This is a genomic window from Halovenus halobia (assembly GCF_051414135.1).
In the GTDB taxonomy this organism is placed as follows: domain Archaea; phylum Halobacteriota; class Halobacteria; order Halobacteriales; family Haloarculaceae; genus Halovenus; species Halovenus halobia.
The window spans coordinates 139,717-156,410 of record NZ_JBLKOA010000004.1; the positions used below are offsets into that span (position 1 = coordinate 139,717).

Sequence of the window (16,694 nt, forward strand, 5' to 3'; positions counted from 1 at the left end):
CCCGGATCTTCTTGAGGAACTCCAAGAGTTCGTGCTTGACAACCGTCAATAGTGAGACGACTGGGCCAACTGCCAGAGTAACCGAATTCACGTATCTCCCATCACCGTACTTGTATCCGGTACTGGCTGATTCGAACAGACCATGTCCTTCAAACACCCCCACGCGAGATGCGCGCCTTCCATCTTGCACATCCCGAATCGATCTGCCGATATGCTGTCAGATAACGCGTGAACGATACAGAGGGGTGAGTCTCGCAAAAGTACTAATAATGGGTAAAAGGGCGACTTGACCCTTCCCCGGGTTTATGCGAATACGGGGAAACATCCACATATGGCCTCCAACAAGGCGACAGCTGCAGCCCCGATAGCAACTGGAACTATCCTCGCTGGGACAGCTGCGCGGGAAGTCGCACAGCACGGACTCGAAATCTGGACGGTATTGGCGCTCACTGGTGGTCTCTCCGCGGTCGCTGTCGGTTTCGGTGTTTTGACCGGCTTCGGTGGATTCGATTCTGACGATGATGACAACCGCCGTGACTGGACAACAGTTGCACTTGCCAGCCTCGCGCTGACGTGTGTTTTCGTCGGTTCCGGTATCGCATTGGTGTAGAGATGTTCAAAGACCGTTATCCACGCTACATCTAATAATCACTCGTCATGTATTGACTGCTCACCATCCTTTGCTACTCAACGATCAGAGAATGCTGCGTATGCGCCCTGTATTCAGCACAGCTCCAAAGGTATATCACCGGTTGAGCAGTTCAACAGAGCAGTCTGCGACTAAATCCCAGTGAATAGCAGGTAGGCACCGCCGCCAAGCACCAGTAAAAAGACTGTAATCGGGATCAACCAGTCGCGCAGAAGGGAGATTGGTGCCAGAAAGGCCCCACGGAGTTTGTACCAGATTCGTCTTCCAGCCCCAATTGAGCCGACAGAGTCGTTGTCAACTTGCCGTTTACTACCAACAACTGAGCCGTCCGGCGCGACATCTGGCGATGATGGTGTTGGGGTCGATGCTCGGCACTGGGCACATTTCTTCTCCGTCGGTGGGATCACGCGATTACACTCCTCACAGTGATTTTTTGACTGTCCGGTATCTTCCTTCGATTCTGGTTGTCGGCCAGTCTTCCGGCTGCGACCAGTGCCCCTCTCACGGGTATTCGGCGCAGCAGACTCGAATCGTTTGTCAGTCTCCGGGTTGTGAAGCAGGCAGTCGTGCTGCTCCGGGAGCCGGTGATCTGAGCAGTGACTCCGCTCACAGTGATTGCAGGTAAATGGATGCTCAATAGCGTCGCCACAGTGGTTGCAGCGAGCCATATGAACAACTCTGCACATACTAATAAAAAGGTTCGTTCCCACTCCCAGATCGTATGCATCAGAAGACGATGATAGAAGACGAGGAAACGGAGTCGTACTACAATTTGGCGATGTCTGGAATGGTCCGATAATAGGTGATTTTGTTAAACACGGATGTCAGGACCATATCTTAATGAGATTCGAACGGGCGGCGAAGTGAAACAGCGACTCCGCGACATTATGTATGATGTTGCCGAGGAGTTCGGCGTTCGGGGAGCTGTTGACCCACGACCAGTACCACATATCACATTGTTCGGTCCGTATGACACTGACAATGGTAAGACAGTCAAGTCCCGCCTGCTCGAAATATACGAGGACTACGACGCTGTCCCGTATCGGATTGATGGATTCGACGTATTTCGGGATTCAAACGTTGTCTACTTTGATGTCGTCCCATCAGAGGAATTGCGTTCACTTCGACGGGATATCTCGCGTGAGTTACGCCCGATCTGCTACGACTATCCTGACTACGACGCGAACTACTTCCACGAGTTTCATATCACGCTGGCGTTCAAAGATGTCGGCGGCAGGTTAGACGAGATTTTGGAATACGCCCAGACTCAGTACGACCCGCAGTTCGATTGCTATGCCAATCGGATTACGAGCCTCCATAATCGGTCGATGATGTGGGAGTACGACGTCCCGCGCGGAGAATATCTACGTTCAGATGAGGCGACGACCGTTCAGGCGTGGCAACAGACAGAGAAGGCGCTTCAGCAACATACCGCGCATGATGACCACGACGACCTCGCTCCATCACCCAGTGGTTTTCAGAGAGTTAGTGCTCGTCTGAAGGCATACCTCACTCGCAAATGGTGAGTCGGGGTCGATAATCAACCGAACACGCTACGGAGCTTCGAGAGTAGGCCGCTATCATCCTCGGGGACCCGATTCAACCGTCTGGAGACGTCGTTCTGGATACTTGGGTGGGTATTCAGATACTCCTCGATCAGCCATATCGACCCAGTCCCATCGTATTCGAATAGTCCATCAACACCGAGTTCATCAGCGACGAGCTTCCCACGGGCAAGTGCATCCGCCTGTGAGTACTCTTGTCCGCCTTTCTCCTCATGCCCGTCGACGTTTACTAAAACGTCGTATTCATCTTCACCTTTGACTACAACGCCACCATGCCGAACCTCGTCGAAGGTATCCAAGCAATCTGAGCAGTAATGATATTTCCCACTCCGACGATTGTCGGTGAACGCGCCACACCGTTCACATTCTGGCATAGCGGCACATTGTCAGGCAGTTCATTTCAATTATCGGGGTGGAGGCGATGACATGGTGGGATCCAACGACTTCGCCGACGGCGACGACCGTACTACATACGCGTTCTGTATTCAGCACGGCTACAAGAACATCTCACTGTTTGAGAGCTTCAACCGAGCAGTCTGTGACTAAATCCCAGTGACTAGCAGGTAGGCACCGCCGCCAAACACCAGTAAAAAGACTGTAATCGGGATCAACCAATCGCGCAGAAGTGAGATTGGAGCTAAAAAGGCCCCCGTCCCGCTGGAGCAAACACCACCTCGACAGAGACCGGCCGAGTTTTCACGTCCCCGCTCTCAAAGTGAGACTAATGGACGACGACCTTCGTGAGCGGATCAAAGAACAGGCAGAGATCGACGCGCTGTACAACGCCGTCGAGCACGAAAGCGAGGCGCAGGTGGGCGCGATTATGGGGCCGCTAATGGGCGACAATCCCGACTTCCGACAGTACGGCGACGAGATTCCCGGTATCATCGCACCGGTCATCGAGCGGGTCAACGGACTGAGCCACAGCGAGCGCCGCGACCGACTTGGTGAACTCGCTCCCGAACTGCTCGAAGAAATCGACGCCGAGGACGAAGAGGACGACCAGGTACTGCCGGATTTGCCCAACGCCGAGGATGGCGAGGTTCGCATGCGCGTCGCTCCGAACCCTAACGGCCCGTGGCATATCGGCCACGCCCGAATGGCCGCCGTCGTCGGGACGTACAAAGAGCTCTACGACGGGAGCTTCATCTGCCGGTTTGACGATACCGACCCCGAAACGAAACGACCGGACCTGGACGCATACGACCAGATTCTCGACGCAATCGAGTATCTCGGCTTCGAACCAGACGAAGTCTTGTTAGCGAGCGACCGCGTCGAGACGTACTACGACCACGCGCGAGACCTGGTCGACGCTGGTGGCGCCTACACCTGTTCCTGTCCGGCCGAGAAGTTCTCGGAACTAAAAAACGCCGGCGAACCCTGTCCACACCGAGACAAGCCCGTGGAACAGGTCCACGAGGAGTTCACCGAGATGGTCGACGGCGAGTACGAAAGCGGCGAGATGGTGCTCCGGGTGAAGACCGATATCAGCCACAAGAACCCGGCACTGCGTGACTTTGTCGGCTTTCGGATGATCGACACACCCCATCCACGACCGGAGGCCAGCGACTACCGCTGCTGGCCGATGCTCGATTTCCAGTCCGGTATCGACGACCATCTCACCGGCGTCACCCACATCATCCGGGGGATCGACCTGCAGGACTCCGCGAAAAAACAGCGCTTCGTCTACGACTACTTCGACTGGGAGTACCCCGAGGTTATCCACTGGGGTCACGTCCAGGTCGACGCCTACGACGTGCCGATGTCCACCTCGACAATTGCAGAACTGATCGAAGACGGCGAGCTGGACGGCTGGGACGACCCGCGAGCGCCGACGCTCGCCAGCCTTCGACGCCGCGGCATCCGCGGAGAAGCACTCGTCGAGGCGATGACTGGACTGGGAATGTCCACCTCGAATGTCGACCTGGCGATGTCGACGGTGTACGCGAACAACCTCCAGTTGATTGACGACGACACCGACCGGGCGTTTTTCGTCCGGAACGGCGACGACGCAGTCGAACTGTCGGTGTCGGGCGGGCCGACGACGGGGAGCGTTCCGGTCCACCCGGACCACGAGGACCGTGGCACGCGAGAACTGCCGGCCACCGGCGGCGTGTTCGTCGAATCGGCGGACTTGCCGGCGGTTGGCGACCGCGTCTGGCTGAAAGGCTACGGCTGTGTCCGCCACACTGACGATGGTTTCGTCTACACTGATGACTCGCTGGATGTCACTCGCGAGGAGGGCGTCGACATCGTTCACTGGGTGCCCGCCGACGAAGCGGTACCGCTCCGCCTGCGGACGCCCGACGGTGACGTGTCGGGCTACGCCGAACCCGGCGTTGCCGACTACGACCCCGACGACTTGCTGCAGTTCGAGCGTGTTGGGTTCGCCCGCATCGACGCCACCGGCGAGGAGTACGTGGCCTACTACACTCACTCCTGACTCAGTCTATCAAATCTGAGACTGAGGAGCGGCTATTATGGCCGTACAGCACGAATATGTGGTAGACGTCACGGATGAAGTCAGGTATCTATCGACTGTTATCAGGTGAACCGAACGGGGAGCAATCGACGGGGGTCGACGGTGGGGTCGTCGACCGCGTCTTCGACGAACTGGAAACAGAACTACCAGCCGAGACACCGACCGACCCGCTCGACACCGCTCGAAACGAACTCAACTCAGAACTGACCGACGACAGCGGAGCGGAGCCAGTGGTCGCTGACGGCGGTGTCGCCGCCACGTCTGCGGGCGGTGACCTGCCGGTCGTTCAGGAGACACTGCTCGACCGCATCGGCACGTCGCTGTTCACGCTCGACGCCGAGGGCAACGTCGTCCACTGGAACGCGGGCATCGAGGAACTGACCGGCGTCGACCGCGAGGACGCTCGGTCGATGGAGATGGCGAGTCAGGCGTTCTATCCGGACGGTCGGCGTGGGGAGACGCTGGCCGACAAGGTGCTCGAACACCCTGACTCGGCCGACCAGCAGTACGGCCTCGACCGGGTCGAGAGCGGGTCGGTCACGATGTATCGGGACCGCTCGACGATGGTCGACCGCAACGACGTCGAGCGACATATCGAGTTCAGCGCCGCGCCGCTGTACCGCGACGGTGACCTCGTCGGGGTCGTCGAGATGGTGCTCGACCGGACTGAGGATGTCGAACAGCGTCAGGCCGTCGAGGAGTTGGTGGCGGAACTCAGAGAGACGATTAGCGCAATCAGCGAAGGCAACCACGACGTGCGGGCCTCCTTCGACCGCGGCGACTTTTTCGAGGAAGAGGACCTCAAACTTCTCGATGACCTGAACAGTCTCGCAGAGCAACTCGGTCAACTCTCGACACACGTCGCCAGCGAGGTGGAAGACCTCGACGACACCGCCGACGAGGTGGCCAACCGGGCACGAGAGATTACCGACATTGCTGACGAGCAATCAGAGACGATGTCGACAATCGACGGCGAAATCTCGAATCTCTCCGCGACGGTCGAGGAGATTGCCTCGACGGCCGACCAGGTGAAGAGTCGCGGCAATGTGGCCGACGACCTCGCTCGCGAGGGGAGGGATTCGGCCGCAGACGCCCTCGAGGCGATGGGCTCTGTCGAGGAGACGACCAACACCGTCGCCGACGATGTCGAACAACTCAACGAGCGTGTCGGCGAAATCGACGAGATTGCCGCCGTTATCAACGACATCGCCGAGCAGACGAACATGCTCGCGCTGAACGCCAACATCGAGGCTGCCCGCGCCGGACAGGCCGGCGAAGGGTTCGCTGTCGTCGCCGACGAGGTGAAATCACTCGCCGAGGAGTCGAAGAGTCACGCCAGCGATATCGAACAGACAATCGAGAACATTCAGTCCGACGCCACCGAGACAATCGGCGGTATCGAACAGACTGTCGAAGAAGTCGAGGAGGGCATCGAAGAGGTCGAAACCGTCATGGAGAATCTCGAAGCGATCGTCGAGGCCGTGACCGAAGCCTCCGAGGGCATCGAGGAAGTCGCCCGCGCCACCGACGACCAGGCCGCCAGCGCCGAGGAGATCGCGAGTATGGTCGACGAGGCGACGACTAAAGCCGACGAAGTGGCGCTCGAAGTCGAAGAGATTGCCGAAGCCACCGGCGACCAGCGCCGGAAGATTAGCGACATCAAGACGGCGCTGCGGGAGTACACCGTCTGATTCGGTGGAAGTTTTAACTACCCGGCGGGAGTGGGTGTAAGTACCAATGGCAATCGATCCGGAGTTCGAAGGGAGCTACGAGCAGATTGGGGAGAACGACGATGTCGCAATCTGGTCGCCAGACGGGGAGGAGTTGACCGAAGACAAACAGGGGATTCACGGCACGCACGTCGCGGTCGATTTCGACATCTGTATCGCCGACGGTGCCTGTCTCGAAGACTGCCCAGTCGACGTCTTCGAGTGGGTCGACACGCCGGGCCACCCGGAAAGTGAGATCAAAGCCCACCCGACACACGAAGAACAGTGTATCGACTGTATGCTCTGTGTCGACGTTTGTCCCGTCGACGCTATCGACGTCGACCCAAGCCGCGCTGGCCGGATCTAGCTCCGAAACTCGAACCGAGCACCGCCGTCAGTTCCTGTCGTCGCCCGAGCAGTCCAACCGTGGGCATTCGCAATCCGTTCGACGATTGCCAACCCGAAGCCCGTCCCCTTGGGATTGGTCGTATAGCCCGTCTCGAACAGTTGATCGGCCACCGACTCGTCGATGCCGACTCCGTCATCCTCGACGGCGAACCCATCTTCGAGCCGTTCGACACGAATCTCCAGTGGTTCGTCCTGGCTGTCACGTCCGTGCTCGATTGCATTCCGAAAGAGATTCTCGAAGAGTTCGACAACCCGTGTCGGATCTCCTTCGATTGGGTCCGACCTATCGTCGACGACGAGGTTGCTGGCTGGCGTCTCGACCATCTCCCAGGCGCGCTCCGCGACATCTGCGAGTACGAACGGCCGAGTCTCGCCGATGTCGTCGCCTTCGCGTGCGAGTGCGAGCGCGTCGTCGATCAACGTCTCCATCCGACCTAACGCGGCCTGTGAGCGTTCGAGGTGGTCCGGGTCGCCGTCAACGTCCGCTGCGAGCAGTTCGAGTCGGGAGGACGCGACCTGAAGTGGACTCCGGAGGTCGTGTGAGAGCAGGCTGGCAAACTTGTCTAGCCGCTCGTTCTGTCGTTCGAGTCGGCGTTGTTGCTCCTTCTGGTCGGTAATGTCCGTCACGATGCCGACAATGCCCTGGACGGTCCCGGATTCGTCAGAGAGCGGTGCCAGCGAGAAACTGGCTTCGATGACGCTGCCATCCTTACAGTCGAGGGTCATTTCTTCGCCCGTGATCCGTTCGCCGTCGGCGACCTGGTCGGCGAGCGAGCGGAGTCGCGTCTCCGCCTCGCCGGAGACCACTGGCAAGAACGAACCGCGGACCTCCGCCGACGACCAGCCGAACATCTCCGTCGCTGCCTGGTTCCAGACCTCGACCGACCCGTCAACGTCGGTCGCAATAATCGCAAGCGGTGAGGCCTCGACGATGGTTTCGAGCCGTTCTGTCGTCTCCTTGAGCGAACTCTCGATCTGGCGACGGCGGGAAATGTCTCGGAGAATGCCCACTGTCCCGGCCTCGACTCCCTCGAAGGAGATCGGGGCAAGTCGAATCTCGCAGGGAAGTTGTTCGCCGTCGGCGGTTTCGAGTTGGCGCTCGACTGTCGTCGGGGCAGCGTCAGTCGGAAGCGGCTGGTCGGACGTGAGCATCGTCGCAAACTGCGTTCCTTCCAGGTCGACGGCGTCAGCACCGAGAAACTCTGCAAACCGGTCGTTGACGACGACAAACCGGTCGTCAGCATCGAGGACGAACACGCGGTCGGTAACGGACTCGAAGATCGTCTTGTACCGGGCGAGATTCTGCTCGCGTCTGGTTTGCTCGGTGACATCACGAACGACGACGAACTGACCGACCAGCCGATCGAACCGATCCCGCAGCGGTGAGACCTGCACCTCGAGAAACCGTTCGGCTCCCTCGACAGTTATCGACAGTTGCTGCCACTCGCTCCGTTCGGTTGCGACACCGTCGGGAGGCTCCCAGTCCGGGAGCAGTTCGGCGATGTGTGTCCCGAGAAGCTCGTCCTTGTCGGTTCCCGGAGCCAGTAACTCCCGCGCTGCCGGATTGCAGTTGCTCACCGCACCGTCGGTCGTGAGGACGACCACCCCGTCGCCCATCTCCTCGACGACTGCCTCCCGTGCGACCGGTACCGGATTGAGGGTGTTGAACCGGTAGAGTCCCGCTGTCAGTGCAATCCCCGAAACCGCGAAGGCGATTGCGCTCGGGTCTTCCTGTGGGCTGGCCCCCAGCGCTTGCAGTGCCGGGCTCAGACCGAGTGCCTGGATAGCCAGCGCCGACCAGGGCGCGACGGCAGCGATTGCGACCGCAACCGCCTGCAGTCGATAGAGATAGTTCGACTGGAAGATGAGACGGAGTAACAGGACGGTGCCGGCGAGCAACGTGACGTTGAGAAACACGTAATGGATGACGAGCAACGGCCCACCGGTCGCACTGGTGAAAAACAACGACCCCTCGGTGCCCGTTGCCGGCAGATCGACCAACAGCGGACGTGTCGACGGAACGATAACGAGCACTGTGACGAGTATCGGTTCGAGACAGAGCACTCCCGCCGTCCGTCGAGTCGCGAAGCGCTTGATGCCGGCGTATTCGAGCGCGATATAGAGCCAGGTCACCCCAACGACAGCCTGTAGCGGAAACCAAATACCGAACGAAAGCAACTGGACCGTCCGGTCTGTCGAGAGGATGTCCACGCCGTAGGCAAAGAGCGCAATTGTAATTGCGATATTGAAAATCGCAAGTGGGCTCCCCCCCGGTTCCGCTCGCTTTCGGTACGCAAATCCCGCGAATATCAGCGAAAACACTCCGGTTGAGAGAACGGCAAGCGCGAATCCGTTCTCGAACAGGGTCATACACTCGAATATCTCCCCCTGATAATGTAATAGTTGCTCGTTATTATCACAGCTTGAAATTTAGGACATTCGTGGCTGGGGAACCAACACTCCCGTCGACCGTTTGTGTCGGTGATGAGAACAAAACACTTACAACATAGTGGGGCACCTCTTGAACCTAGAGTCGTGGTAGAAATGCACATGGTTACACTTACGAAGGGAGTACCCGACTTCAGGGAAGGGAAGGTATCGTTCGACGAGGATGGCCACCTCGAACGGGGGAAGACGCCGACGGTGATGAACCCCAACGACAAGACGGCCCTGCAGGCAGCGCTGCAGACGAAAGTCCGCGCCGGGGGTCGCGTCTCGCTGATGAGTATGGGGCCGCCGGGCTACAAGGAAGTCCTGCAGGAGGGAATGGGTGATGTCTACGCCGACGACCTCTACCTGCTTTCAGACCGGGAGATGGGTGCGGCCGACACGTGGGCGACAGCGATGACAATCGCAACAGGGCTGGCGATGTTCGACGACGAACCAGACCTGATTTTCGCTGGCTTCAAGACCGCAGACGGCGAAACCGGCCACACCGGCCCGCAGACGAACTGGTGTATCGACATCAACGACGAACTGACCGACCGACCGATTATTACACACGTTATCTCGCTCGAAGTCGACCCCGAACAGCGCCGCGTTCGGGCGAAACGACTCGTCGAGGGCGATGTCTCTGAAATTGAGACTGTGGAGGCGGACCTGCCGGCGTTCATCGTCACGGACCCGGAGTTCGAGCCAACCTACCGCCGGGCGGAACACCGTCTCCGGTACAAAGACCTGCGTGAAGACGCAGAGGAGCGGGCAGCAGAGCTCGATTTCGACGACGACGTGACTGTCTGGAATCAGAAAGACCTCAACCTCGACCCAGACTTCATCGGGCTGGATGGCTCGCCAACAATCGTCGCGGGTGTCGACCCGATTCCGAAGGGACCGGACGAGCGCGAGGCGACGATGGTCGACCCCGACGACGAGTCGGCGATGGAAGATGTCTTCCAAACGATGAACGCTCACGCGGGGGGTGACTAACGATGGTCGACCTCGACCCGACTGAACACGAGATTGCAGAGCTCGGCCCGAAGATCAAAGATATCGAGGACGCCGACGAACTCCGGGAGATGCTGGCGCTCGAAGAGGACGCCGAGGACCGGATGCCGGTCAAACAACTCATCGAGAGCCGTATCGAGGCTGTCGAGGAAGACGACGAGGACGCCGATCCGAGCGATGTCGACCTGACGGAGTTGACGATTGCCGACGTGGCGAACATGGTCCGAGACATCGACGACGTGGCGATACTCGAAGACCTGCTGGAGCGCGAGAAAGACGGAAAGGACCGAAAGGGCGCAATCAGCCAAATCGAAGACCGCATCGAATCCGTTGCCGGCACCGACGAGGAGGAAGCCATCGAAGTCGAGTACGTCCCGCCGGAAGAGAAGTACCCTGACCTCGACCACCCAACGGCAGACAAACAGTACGTCGAGGGTGTCGCCGGCGAGAGCTACCGGGATATGTGGGTCTACTGCGAGACTCAGCAGGGCGACCTGCTCGATGTCTCGAAGGAGATGCTCGGTCGCGCTCGCGAGATGATGGACCGCTACAACAGCGAGCCATCTGGCAGTGACGAGGCCGACACCGCTGCCTACGGTGGCGACGAGGAGGGCGCTCCCGAGGATGTCGTTGCGGTGCTCATCGGCGACGACGTTGCCGACCTCACCGAGGAAGCAATCGCCTACGGCGCCGACCGGGTTGTCTATCACGAAGACGACCGCCTCGGGCGATTCCGACACAAGCCCTACACTGAAATCTTCTGTCACATGTGCCGGGACTTCGAGACGGACTGGCGCGACTATCACGAACCCCGGTACAATATTTTCCCGGCGACGCACAACGGCCGTGACCTCTCGGCGCTCGTGCAGGGCGAACTCGACTCTGGGCTGGCGTCGGACTGCTCGGACCTGTACATCGACGAGACGATGATCTCGAATCCTGCGAAGACCGGCGCACCGGGCGAATCCAAGCGCTTCCAGCGCGTCCTGCACATGCCCCGGCCGGACTTCTCGGGCTTCGAGTACTCGACGATTCTCTGTATCGACAAACCGCACCGGGACTTCCATCCGCAGGGCGCAAGCGTCATTCCGGGGACGTTCGACCTGCCAGAGCCAGAGCCTGACCGCGAGGGCGAGGTGGTCGAACACGATATCGACCTTCCTGACGACTGGTTCCAGATCGAGGTAACCGACTACGACCGTCTCGACGACGGTGTCGACCTCTCGGGCCACGATGTCGTCGTCTGCATGGGACGGGGAATCGACCGCGAAGACCCAACTCACGGGATCGAACTCGGTCTCGAACTCGCGGACCGATTCGAGGACGCTGGCTTCGGCCTGACTCGGGGTGTCATCACGGCCTCCTACGAGTTCGAGGGCCACGTCGAGCAGTACATCACCGAGGAACGACAGATCGGCGAATCCGGACAGGTTGTCGAACCGGACCTGTACATCGCTGCTGGGGTCTCTGGTGCGGTCCAGCACAAGGTCGGGATGGATGAATCGGACACGATTATCGCAATCAACACCGACCCCGACGCCGACATCCGTGGTTTCTCGAATTACTTCATCGAGGGTGACCTGTTCGAGGTGCTGCCGCGACTGACCGACGCACTCGAAGCGGGCGAGTTCGCCAAACTGACCGCACAGGCGAGTGACGACTAACGATGACTGAATACGAACACTACGAAGCAGTCGTCGTCGGGGCTGGTCCCGGCGGCGCAACGGCGGCACAGGTACTGGCCGAGCACGGCGTCGAAACACTCGTGCTCGAACGCGGCACAGACGCCGGCTCGAAAAACGTCTCCGGGGGATTGCTCTACGGTGAGTCGTCGGCCCCCTACACGCTCGACGACGTGTTTCCGGGCGTCCGCGACGCGGCGACCGAACGACCCGTCGACGACCACTACATCCACAACATCTCCGGTCGGAAGGTGAAAACGTTCGACCTGGGGAAACTCCACCACCACGACACAGACTGGTGTGACGCGGTCCTGCGCCGGAAACTGGATTCGTGGGTCGCCGAGCGAGTCCACGAATCGACACGAGAGACAGGCGGCGGCGTCTTGACCGACGTCCGAGTCAACGGGCTCCTGCGAGAGGGCGGCCAGATTACCGGCGTCACGCTGGACGAACTCGACCCGATTCGGGCGGACGTGATTGTCGCGGCCGACGGGGTCAACTCGGAGCTGGCCCGCGACGCTGGCCTGATGGACTGGGAGGAACCAGAGGAGTGGTTCCAGGGTGTCAAGGCTGTCGTCGAGATGGAGCCGGAGACAATCAACGAGCGGTTCGGACTCGATGATAGCGAGGGTGACGCCCACCTCTTTTCGGGTGACCTCTTCGAAGGCGTTCGCGGCGGTGGCTTCCTCTACACCAACGAGTCCTCGCTGTCGATTGGAACCGTCTTCCATCTGGATTCGATTGCCGAGAGCCGCGCCGAGCCACACGAACTGTTGGACTCGCTGTTGACGCACCCGCTGATGGAACAGTGGTTCGACGGCGAGTACCACGAGCGCGAATACTCGGCGAAACTCGTCCCAGACTCGAAAAAAGCAGCCCACCCCTCGCCACACCGCGGGCGACTCCTGCTGGTCGGCGACGCGGCCGGCCAGATGCAGGCACAGGGGCCGGTGATCAAGGGAATGAACCACGCTGTCACCGCGGGTGGGCTGGCCGCCGAAGCGATTGCGGAGGCCAGAAGCCGCGGCAATCCGATGGCTGCGGGGCACCGCTACGAGCAGAAACTCTACGACGAGGGCGTAATGGCGAAACTCCGACCCCGGCGGTACCGAGCAACGCGGGCGCTCTCGGAGAGCGATACCGTAACGGCGGTGGGAAGCAAACTTCTCGACTCGCCAGTCGGGACAGCGGGACTGAAACTGTTCGGCGGGCTGGTCGAGCGCGGCTTTAACTCGCCGACGCTGCTCGGGATGATTCCCGACACGCGGCTGACCTACGTCGACGTCCCCAGCAAAATTGGCGAGGTACTCGGAACCGAAGTGGACGAGTACAGCGACATCGAACCGCCGGAACTGGACGACCGGATTGGCGACCTGACCTACAACGTCGACGACCCGCACATCGAAGTACTCGACAACAGCTTCGAGGCCAGCGGCGTTGCCGTCACGGCCTGCCCAGTCAGCGCCGAAGGGTTCGGTGGTGGCTGTTACCGCGAAGAATCTGTGAAATCGAACGGGAGCGAACAAAAGAAAGTCAGCCTCGACACGCAGCCCTGCGTCGAGTGTGGTACCTGTGCAGTTGTCGCCGACACGAAGTGGGAACACCCGAGCGGCGGCAAAGGCGTCGAGTTCAAACAGGGATGAGTGATTCAGTCGAGGGCGAGTCGGCGGCTGAACGCTTCGGCGCGCGCATCGACGAGTTGGCCGACCGCGCGACCAGCGACTGCGCAGCCTTCGAGCAACCGGAGACGCCGCCGGACACAGCACAGGCGATGGACTACCTCCGCGACGGGGCCGGGCCAGCAATCTCGCTGTACATCGAAGCCCGCACTGGCGGGCAGATGGTCCAGTTTCCGCCCGACCAGTACCACGCGCTGGAGGGTGCGATGAACGACTGGCTGGCGCTGTATGCGGCCTGCTACGGTGTCGACAGCGCAGCAACGTACACCCTCCGAGAGGCCGCCGAACTGCTGCTCGACACCGAAAATATCGCAGATGTGGCCCAGATTCTGACCGGCGTGCCGGAGCGATAGCGGCGTTGTCTCTCCGACAGCAAAAGGAGTACAGTTTTTTACCCAATCCGGATAAACATCTCTATAATGACACCCCCGCTTGCTGCTGGACTGTTCGCTGTGGCCCTGCTTTCGGGGCTGGTGCTGTGCTCGCTGGGGGTGTACTGTGTCCGCCGCTGGAACGAACCGGGCGTGACAGCATTCGGGATGTTCACGCTGTTTATTGGACTCGGTGCGTTCGCTGGCGGCGCGGCCGGCGTTATCTTTGGCGCCGAGGGCCCGAGCAGCGGCCAGCCACTGTGGTCCGACCTTGCTTTCCTCTCGTGGTCGTTCGCCATGCTGCCGTGGCTGGTGTTTGCGCTGCAGTACACGGGTACGTACACACGTGTCCGGCGCCGAACCATCGCGTTGCTGTCGCTGCCGCTGGCTGCCGTCGCAGGGCTGGTGATTATTTCCTCGCTGGACCTTAACACGAGTAGCGTTGCGCTCCAGACTATCGGCTCACTCGCGACGGTTCACGTGCTGTTTCTGGCGATTATTGGCGTCTATCTCGTCGTCCGCACGACCCACGAGTACGGCCACCTCTCGCTGACGCAGGGCGTCTGTCTCGGAACCAGTGCTATCGTGCCGTTGCTCGTGCTCAACATCACGCCAGTGTTGCTTGATGACGTGAGCCTCACCGCGGCGGCGGCCGGCTACGCCTCCGGGTTCGCCATCCCGTGTGGCCTGCTTACCTTCGCGCTCGTTCGATACGACATGTTCGAGTCCACGCCCGCCGCCGGGACCGTCGGCGAGCAGGCAATTGCCCGCGAGACCGACGACCTGATCGTTGTCGTTGACGACAACGAGCGGGTGATCAAACTCAACCCCAAGGCGGCCGAGGAGTTTGGTGTTGCCCCGACAGAACCGCTTGGCGAACCACTCAGCGACCTCCTCGGGCTCACACTTGAGGAACTGCGCGGGATGGAAACCTACGAGCGCAGTTCGGGCGTCAGCAGACAGCAGTTCGACCCCGAGATTTCGACGTTCACCGACCAGCACGGCCGCCAGCTGGGCAACATCGTGAGCCTCCACGACGTGACCGAGCGTGAACTACGCAAACAGCGACTCGAGGTGCTGAACCGCGTGCTCAGGCACAACCTCCGGAACAACGTCGACGTAATCAAAAGCAACGCCGAGGTACTCGAGGAGACTGGCCACGACGACCGCGCAGAAGCGATTATCGACTCTGCGGACGACCTCGCTGACCTGGGCCACAAGGCGCGCTCCATCGACCGATTTGTCTCTCGGCGTCTCCACGAAACCGAGCGCGACCTCGTCACTGCGGTCACCGAGGTGATCGCGGACCGCAAACGCCGGACGAACGGTGACGTTGCCATCGAACTCGACAGTCCCGAGACTGCGCCGCTGGTAACTGACTGGGAAGCGCTGACTGCGGCACTGGACAGCGCCGTCGGCAACGCTGTCCAACACGCTGAGACGACGGTCGAAGTCAGCCTCACTGAGTACGCCACTGGCTACCGAATCGTGGTCACAGACGATGGCTCGGGCATCCCCGAGTCGGAACTGGCCGCCATCGACGCTGGCTCAGAGACACCGTTGCAACACGGAACCGGACTTGGCCTCTGGCGGATCAAGTGGGGAATCAAGAAGCTCAACGGAACGGTCAGTATCACTAACGACGACGGCACGACTGTCCAGTTGACCGTGCCGAACGCCAAACAGACCTAGAGATTGAGAATCGCTCGCGCCTCGGCAGGCGTGGCGACCGGTCGACCCAACTCGTCTGCGAGACGGGCAGTTCGCTCGACGAGTTGTGCGTTCGTCGCCAACTCGCCGTCGCGGTAGTAGACGTTGTCTTCGAGACCAACGCGGACGTGGCCGCCCAGCAGCAGCCCCATCGTCGTCAGCGGCAGCTGGTGGCGACCGAAGCCGAGCGTGTTGAACAGCGCGCCATCGGGGAGATTGTCGACGGCGTTGAGTAGGTTCCGCGGGCGAGGTCGGGTCAGCGTGCCGCCGCCGAATATCAGCGTCGCGTAGACTGGCTCGGCCATCTCCCGCCGGTCCAGCAACCCGTACACTTCGTTGAGGTGGCCGTCGTTGAACACCTCCATCTCTGGTTTGATGCCGCGCTCGACCATCTCCTCGTGCAGCGAGTCGACGAGCCCGCGGGTGTTCTCGCTTGTCAGATGGTCGTAGCGATTTAGCGGCCCCATATCGAGTGAGGCCATTTCGGGTGGCGAGTCAGTTCGGAGTGGCTGGTGGCGTTGCTCCGCGGGCGCGCCCGTCCCGCCTGTCGAGTGCTGGATGATGACGTCGTCTGTCCGGGCGCGAATCTCGTCGTCGATTGCCTGGAATCGCTCGGTCGAGAAGGACCGTTCGCCGTTCGGGCGGCGGGCGTGGATGTGGACAACCGCGGCACCAGCCGCTGCGACGGCGGCCGCTGCCTGCCCGATTTCTTCAGGCGTTTCTGGGAGGTTGGCCGAGGTCTCTTTGCCGTGGACGCCGCCGGTCAGCGCGGCGGTAATGATGAGTGGCTCGCCCGCGAGATACTGCTCGTAGCTCATGACTCCCGGTAGATTTCACAGTGCTCGTCGTGTGCGAGGTCGTAGCGGTCGTTGCAGATATCAGCCCGCATTGGCTGGACGAACTGCTCGGCGACGGCACAGTACGCTCGCTCGTGGTCGAACTCTCTGTCGTTAGCCGAACTCCGGTACGAGAGGTGTGGACAGACCATGCGGGTT

The 16,694-nt window shown here is 60.5% G+C and carries 15 protein-coding genes; 10 read left to right on the top strand and 5 right to left on the bottom strand.

The window, feature by feature from the left end; all coding sequences use genetic code 11:
* Positions 1-331 precede the first annotated feature (331 nt).
* Positions 332-610, top strand: coding sequence for a hypothetical protein (locus ACMGFM_RS11555; protein ID WP_436902768.1), 279 nt, complete (start codon positions 332-334; stop codon positions 608-610).
* 170 nt (positions 611-780) lie between these two features.
* On the opposite strand, the gene ACMGFM_RS11560 is transcribed toward ACMGFM_RS11555, so the two are convergent.
* On the bottom strand, positions 781-1,335 hold the full coding sequence (locus ACMGFM_RS11560; protein WP_436902769.1) for an AN1-type zinc finger domain-containing protein: 555 nt from the start codon (positions 1,333-1,335) through the stop codon (positions 781-783).
* Between the two features lie 135 nt (positions 1,336-1,470).
* On the opposite strand from ACMGFM_RS11560, the gene ACMGFM_RS11565 reads away from it, so the two are divergent.
* Complete coding sequence (locus ACMGFM_RS11565; RefSeq protein ID WP_436902770.1) at positions 1,471-2,175, top strand: 2'-5' RNA ligase family protein; 705 nt, start codon at positions 1,471-1,473, stop codon at positions 2,173-2,175.
* A 14-nt stretch (positions 2,176-2,189) separates the two neighbouring features.
* Here ACMGFM_RS11565 and ACMGFM_RS11570 read toward each other — a convergent pair whose 3' ends face one another.
* Positions 2,190-2,588, bottom strand: a complete 399-nt coding sequence (locus ACMGFM_RS11570; RefSeq protein ID WP_436902771.1) for a hypothetical protein — start codon at positions 2,586-2,588, stop codon at positions 2,190-2,192.
* Positions 2,589-2,938: 350 nt separating this feature from the next.
* On the opposite strand from ACMGFM_RS11570, the gene ACMGFM_RS11575 reads away from it, so the two are divergent.
* The 3 genes from ACMGFM_RS11575 to ACMGFM_RS11585 all read left to right on the top strand — a co-directional run bounded on the left by ACMGFM_RS11575 (position 2,939) and on the right by ACMGFM_RS11585 (position 6,772).
* Positions 2,939-4,657, top strand: coding sequence for a glutamate--tRNA ligase (locus ACMGFM_RS11575; RefSeq protein WP_436902772.1), 1,719 nt, complete (start codon positions 2,939-2,941; stop codon positions 4,655-4,657).
* A gap of 74 nt (positions 4,658-4,731) precedes the next feature.
* Positions 4,732-6,387 (top strand): methyl-accepting chemotaxis protein, encoded by a 1,656-nt coding sequence (locus ACMGFM_RS11580; protein WP_436902773.1) that lies wholly within the window; start codon positions 4,732-4,734, stop codon positions 6,385-6,387.
* Between the two features lie 46 nt (positions 6,388-6,433).
* Positions 6,434-6,772 carry a 4Fe-4S dicluster domain-containing protein gene (locus tag ACMGFM_RS11585; RefSeq protein ID WP_436902774.1) on the top strand — a complete coding sequence of 113 codons (339 nt, stop codon included), beginning with the start codon at positions 6,434-6,436 and terminating at the stop codon, positions 6,770-6,772.
* On the opposite strand, the gene ACMGFM_RS11590 is transcribed toward ACMGFM_RS11585, so the two are convergent.
* Positions 6,769-9,183: a PAS domain S-box protein gene (locus tag ACMGFM_RS11590; RefSeq protein WP_436902776.1), complete on the bottom strand. Its 2,415-nt coding sequence runs from the start codon at positions 9,181-9,183 to the stop codon at positions 6,769-6,771. The genes ACMGFM_RS11585 and ACMGFM_RS11590 overlap by 4 nt on opposite strands.
* Before the next feature lie 174 nt (positions 9,184-9,357).
* On the opposite strand from ACMGFM_RS11590, the gene ACMGFM_RS11595 reads away from it, so the two are divergent.
* The 5 genes from ACMGFM_RS11595 to ACMGFM_RS11615 all read left to right on the top strand — a co-directional run bounded on the left by ACMGFM_RS11595 (position 9,358) and on the right by ACMGFM_RS11615 (position 15,681).
* Entirely contained in the window at positions 9,358-10,239 is an 882-nt protein-coding gene (locus ACMGFM_RS11595) for an electron transfer flavoprotein subunit beta/FixA family protein (RefSeq protein ID WP_436902777.1), read from the top strand.
* Between the two features lie 2 nt (positions 10,240-10,241).
* Positions 10,242-11,921 (top strand): electron transfer flavoprotein subunit alpha/FixB family protein, encoded by a 1,680-nt coding sequence (locus tag ACMGFM_RS11600; protein WP_436902778.1) that lies wholly within the window; start codon positions 10,242-10,244, stop codon positions 11,919-11,921.
* A 2-nt stretch (positions 11,922-11,923) separates the two neighbouring features.
* The gene (locus ACMGFM_RS11605; RefSeq protein WP_436902779.1) at positions 11,924-13,582 is read left to right on the top strand and encodes an FAD-dependent monooxygenase; all 1,659 of its coding nucleotides are present in this window, start codon (positions 11,924-11,926) and stop codon (positions 13,580-13,582) included.
* The gene (locus tag ACMGFM_RS11610) at positions 13,579-13,971 is read left to right on the top strand and encodes a DUF8055 family protein (protein ID WP_436902780.1); all 393 of its coding nucleotides are present in this window, start codon (positions 13,579-13,581) and stop codon (positions 13,969-13,971) included. The genes ACMGFM_RS11605 and ACMGFM_RS11610 overlap by 4 nt, the downstream gene beginning before the upstream one ends.
* A 66-nt stretch (positions 13,972-14,037) precedes the next feature.
* Positions 14,038-15,681 (top strand): sensor histidine kinase, encoded by a 1,644-nt coding sequence (locus tag ACMGFM_RS11615; RefSeq protein WP_436902781.1) that lies wholly within the window; start codon positions 14,038-14,040, stop codon positions 15,679-15,681.
* Here ACMGFM_RS11615 and ACMGFM_RS11620 read toward each other — a convergent pair.
* Both ACMGFM_RS11620 and ACMGFM_RS11625 read right to left on the bottom strand, forming a co-directional pair.
* On the bottom strand, positions 15,678-16,517 hold the full coding sequence (locus ACMGFM_RS11620) for a beta-keto acid cleavage family enzyme (protein WP_436902782.1): 840 nt from the start codon (positions 16,515-16,517) through the stop codon (positions 15,678-15,680). The genes ACMGFM_RS11615 and ACMGFM_RS11620 overlap by 4 nt on opposite strands.
* Complete coding sequence (locus tag ACMGFM_RS11625; protein ID WP_436902783.1) at positions 16,514-16,687, bottom strand: hypothetical protein; 174 nt, start codon at positions 16,685-16,687, stop codon at positions 16,514-16,516. The genes ACMGFM_RS11620 and ACMGFM_RS11625 overlap by 4 nt, the downstream gene beginning before the upstream one ends.
* Positions 16,688-16,694 lie beyond the last annotated feature (7 nt).

Excerpts from the sequence above, each read along its gene's own strand:
- ACMGFM_RS11570 (WP_436902771.1), bottom strand. The coding sequence starts at position 2,588 with ATGCCAGAATGTGAACGGTGTGGCGCGTTCACCGACAATCGTCGGAGT.
- ACMGFM_RS11600 (WP_436902778.1), top strand. The coding sequence starts at position 10,242 with ATGGTCGACCTCGACCCGACTGAACACGAGATTGCAGAGCTCGGCCCG.
- ACMGFM_RS11610 (WP_436902780.1), top strand. The coding sequence starts at position 13,579 with ATGAGTGATTCAGTCGAGGGCGAGTCGGCGGCTGAACGCTTCGGCGCG.
- ACMGFM_RS11625 (WP_436902783.1), bottom strand. The coding sequence starts at position 16,687 with ATGGTCTGTCCACACCTCTCGTACCGGAGTTCGGCTAACGACAGAGAG.
- ACMGFM_RS11615 (WP_436902781.1), top strand. The coding sequence starts at position 14,038 with ATGACACCCCCGCTTGCTGCTGGACTGTTCGCTGTGGCCCTGCTTTCG.
- ACMGFM_RS11580 (WP_436902773.1), top strand. The coding sequence starts at position 4,732 with ATGAAGTCAGGTATCTATCGACTGTTATCAGGTGAACCGAACGGGGAG.
- ACMGFM_RS11620 (WP_436902782.1), bottom strand. The coding sequence starts at position 16,517 with ATGAGCTACGAGCAGTATCTCGCGGGCGAGCCACTCATCATTACCGCC.
- ACMGFM_RS11605 (WP_436902779.1), top strand. The coding sequence starts at position 11,924 with ATGACTGAATACGAACACTACGAAGCAGTCGTCGTCGGGGCTGGTCCC.
- ACMGFM_RS11555 (WP_436902768.1), top strand. The coding sequence starts at position 332 with ATGGCCTCCAACAAGGCGACAGCTGCAGCCCCGATAGCAACTGGAACT.
- ACMGFM_RS11565 (WP_436902770.1), top strand. The coding sequence starts at position 1,471 with ATGTCAGGACCATATCTTAATGAGATTCGAACGGGCGGCGAAGTGAAA.
- ACMGFM_RS11595 (WP_436902777.1), top strand. The coding sequence starts at position 9,358 with ATGCACATGGTTACACTTACGAAGGGAGTACCCGACTTCAGGGAAGGG.
- ACMGFM_RS11575 (WP_436902772.1), top strand. The coding sequence starts at position 2,939 with ATGGACGACGACCTTCGTGAGCGGATCAAAGAACAGGCAGAGATCGAC.
- ACMGFM_RS11590 (WP_436902776.1), bottom strand. The coding sequence starts at position 9,183 with ATGACCCTGTTCGAGAACGGATTCGCGCTTGCCGTTCTCTCAACCGGA.
- ACMGFM_RS11585 (WP_436902774.1), top strand. The coding sequence starts at position 6,434 with ATGGCAATCGATCCGGAGTTCGAAGGGAGCTACGAGCAGATTGGGGAG.
- ACMGFM_RS11560 (WP_436902769.1), bottom strand. The coding sequence starts at position 1,335 with ATGTGCAGAGTTGTTCATATGGCTCGCTGCAACCACTGTGGCGACGCT.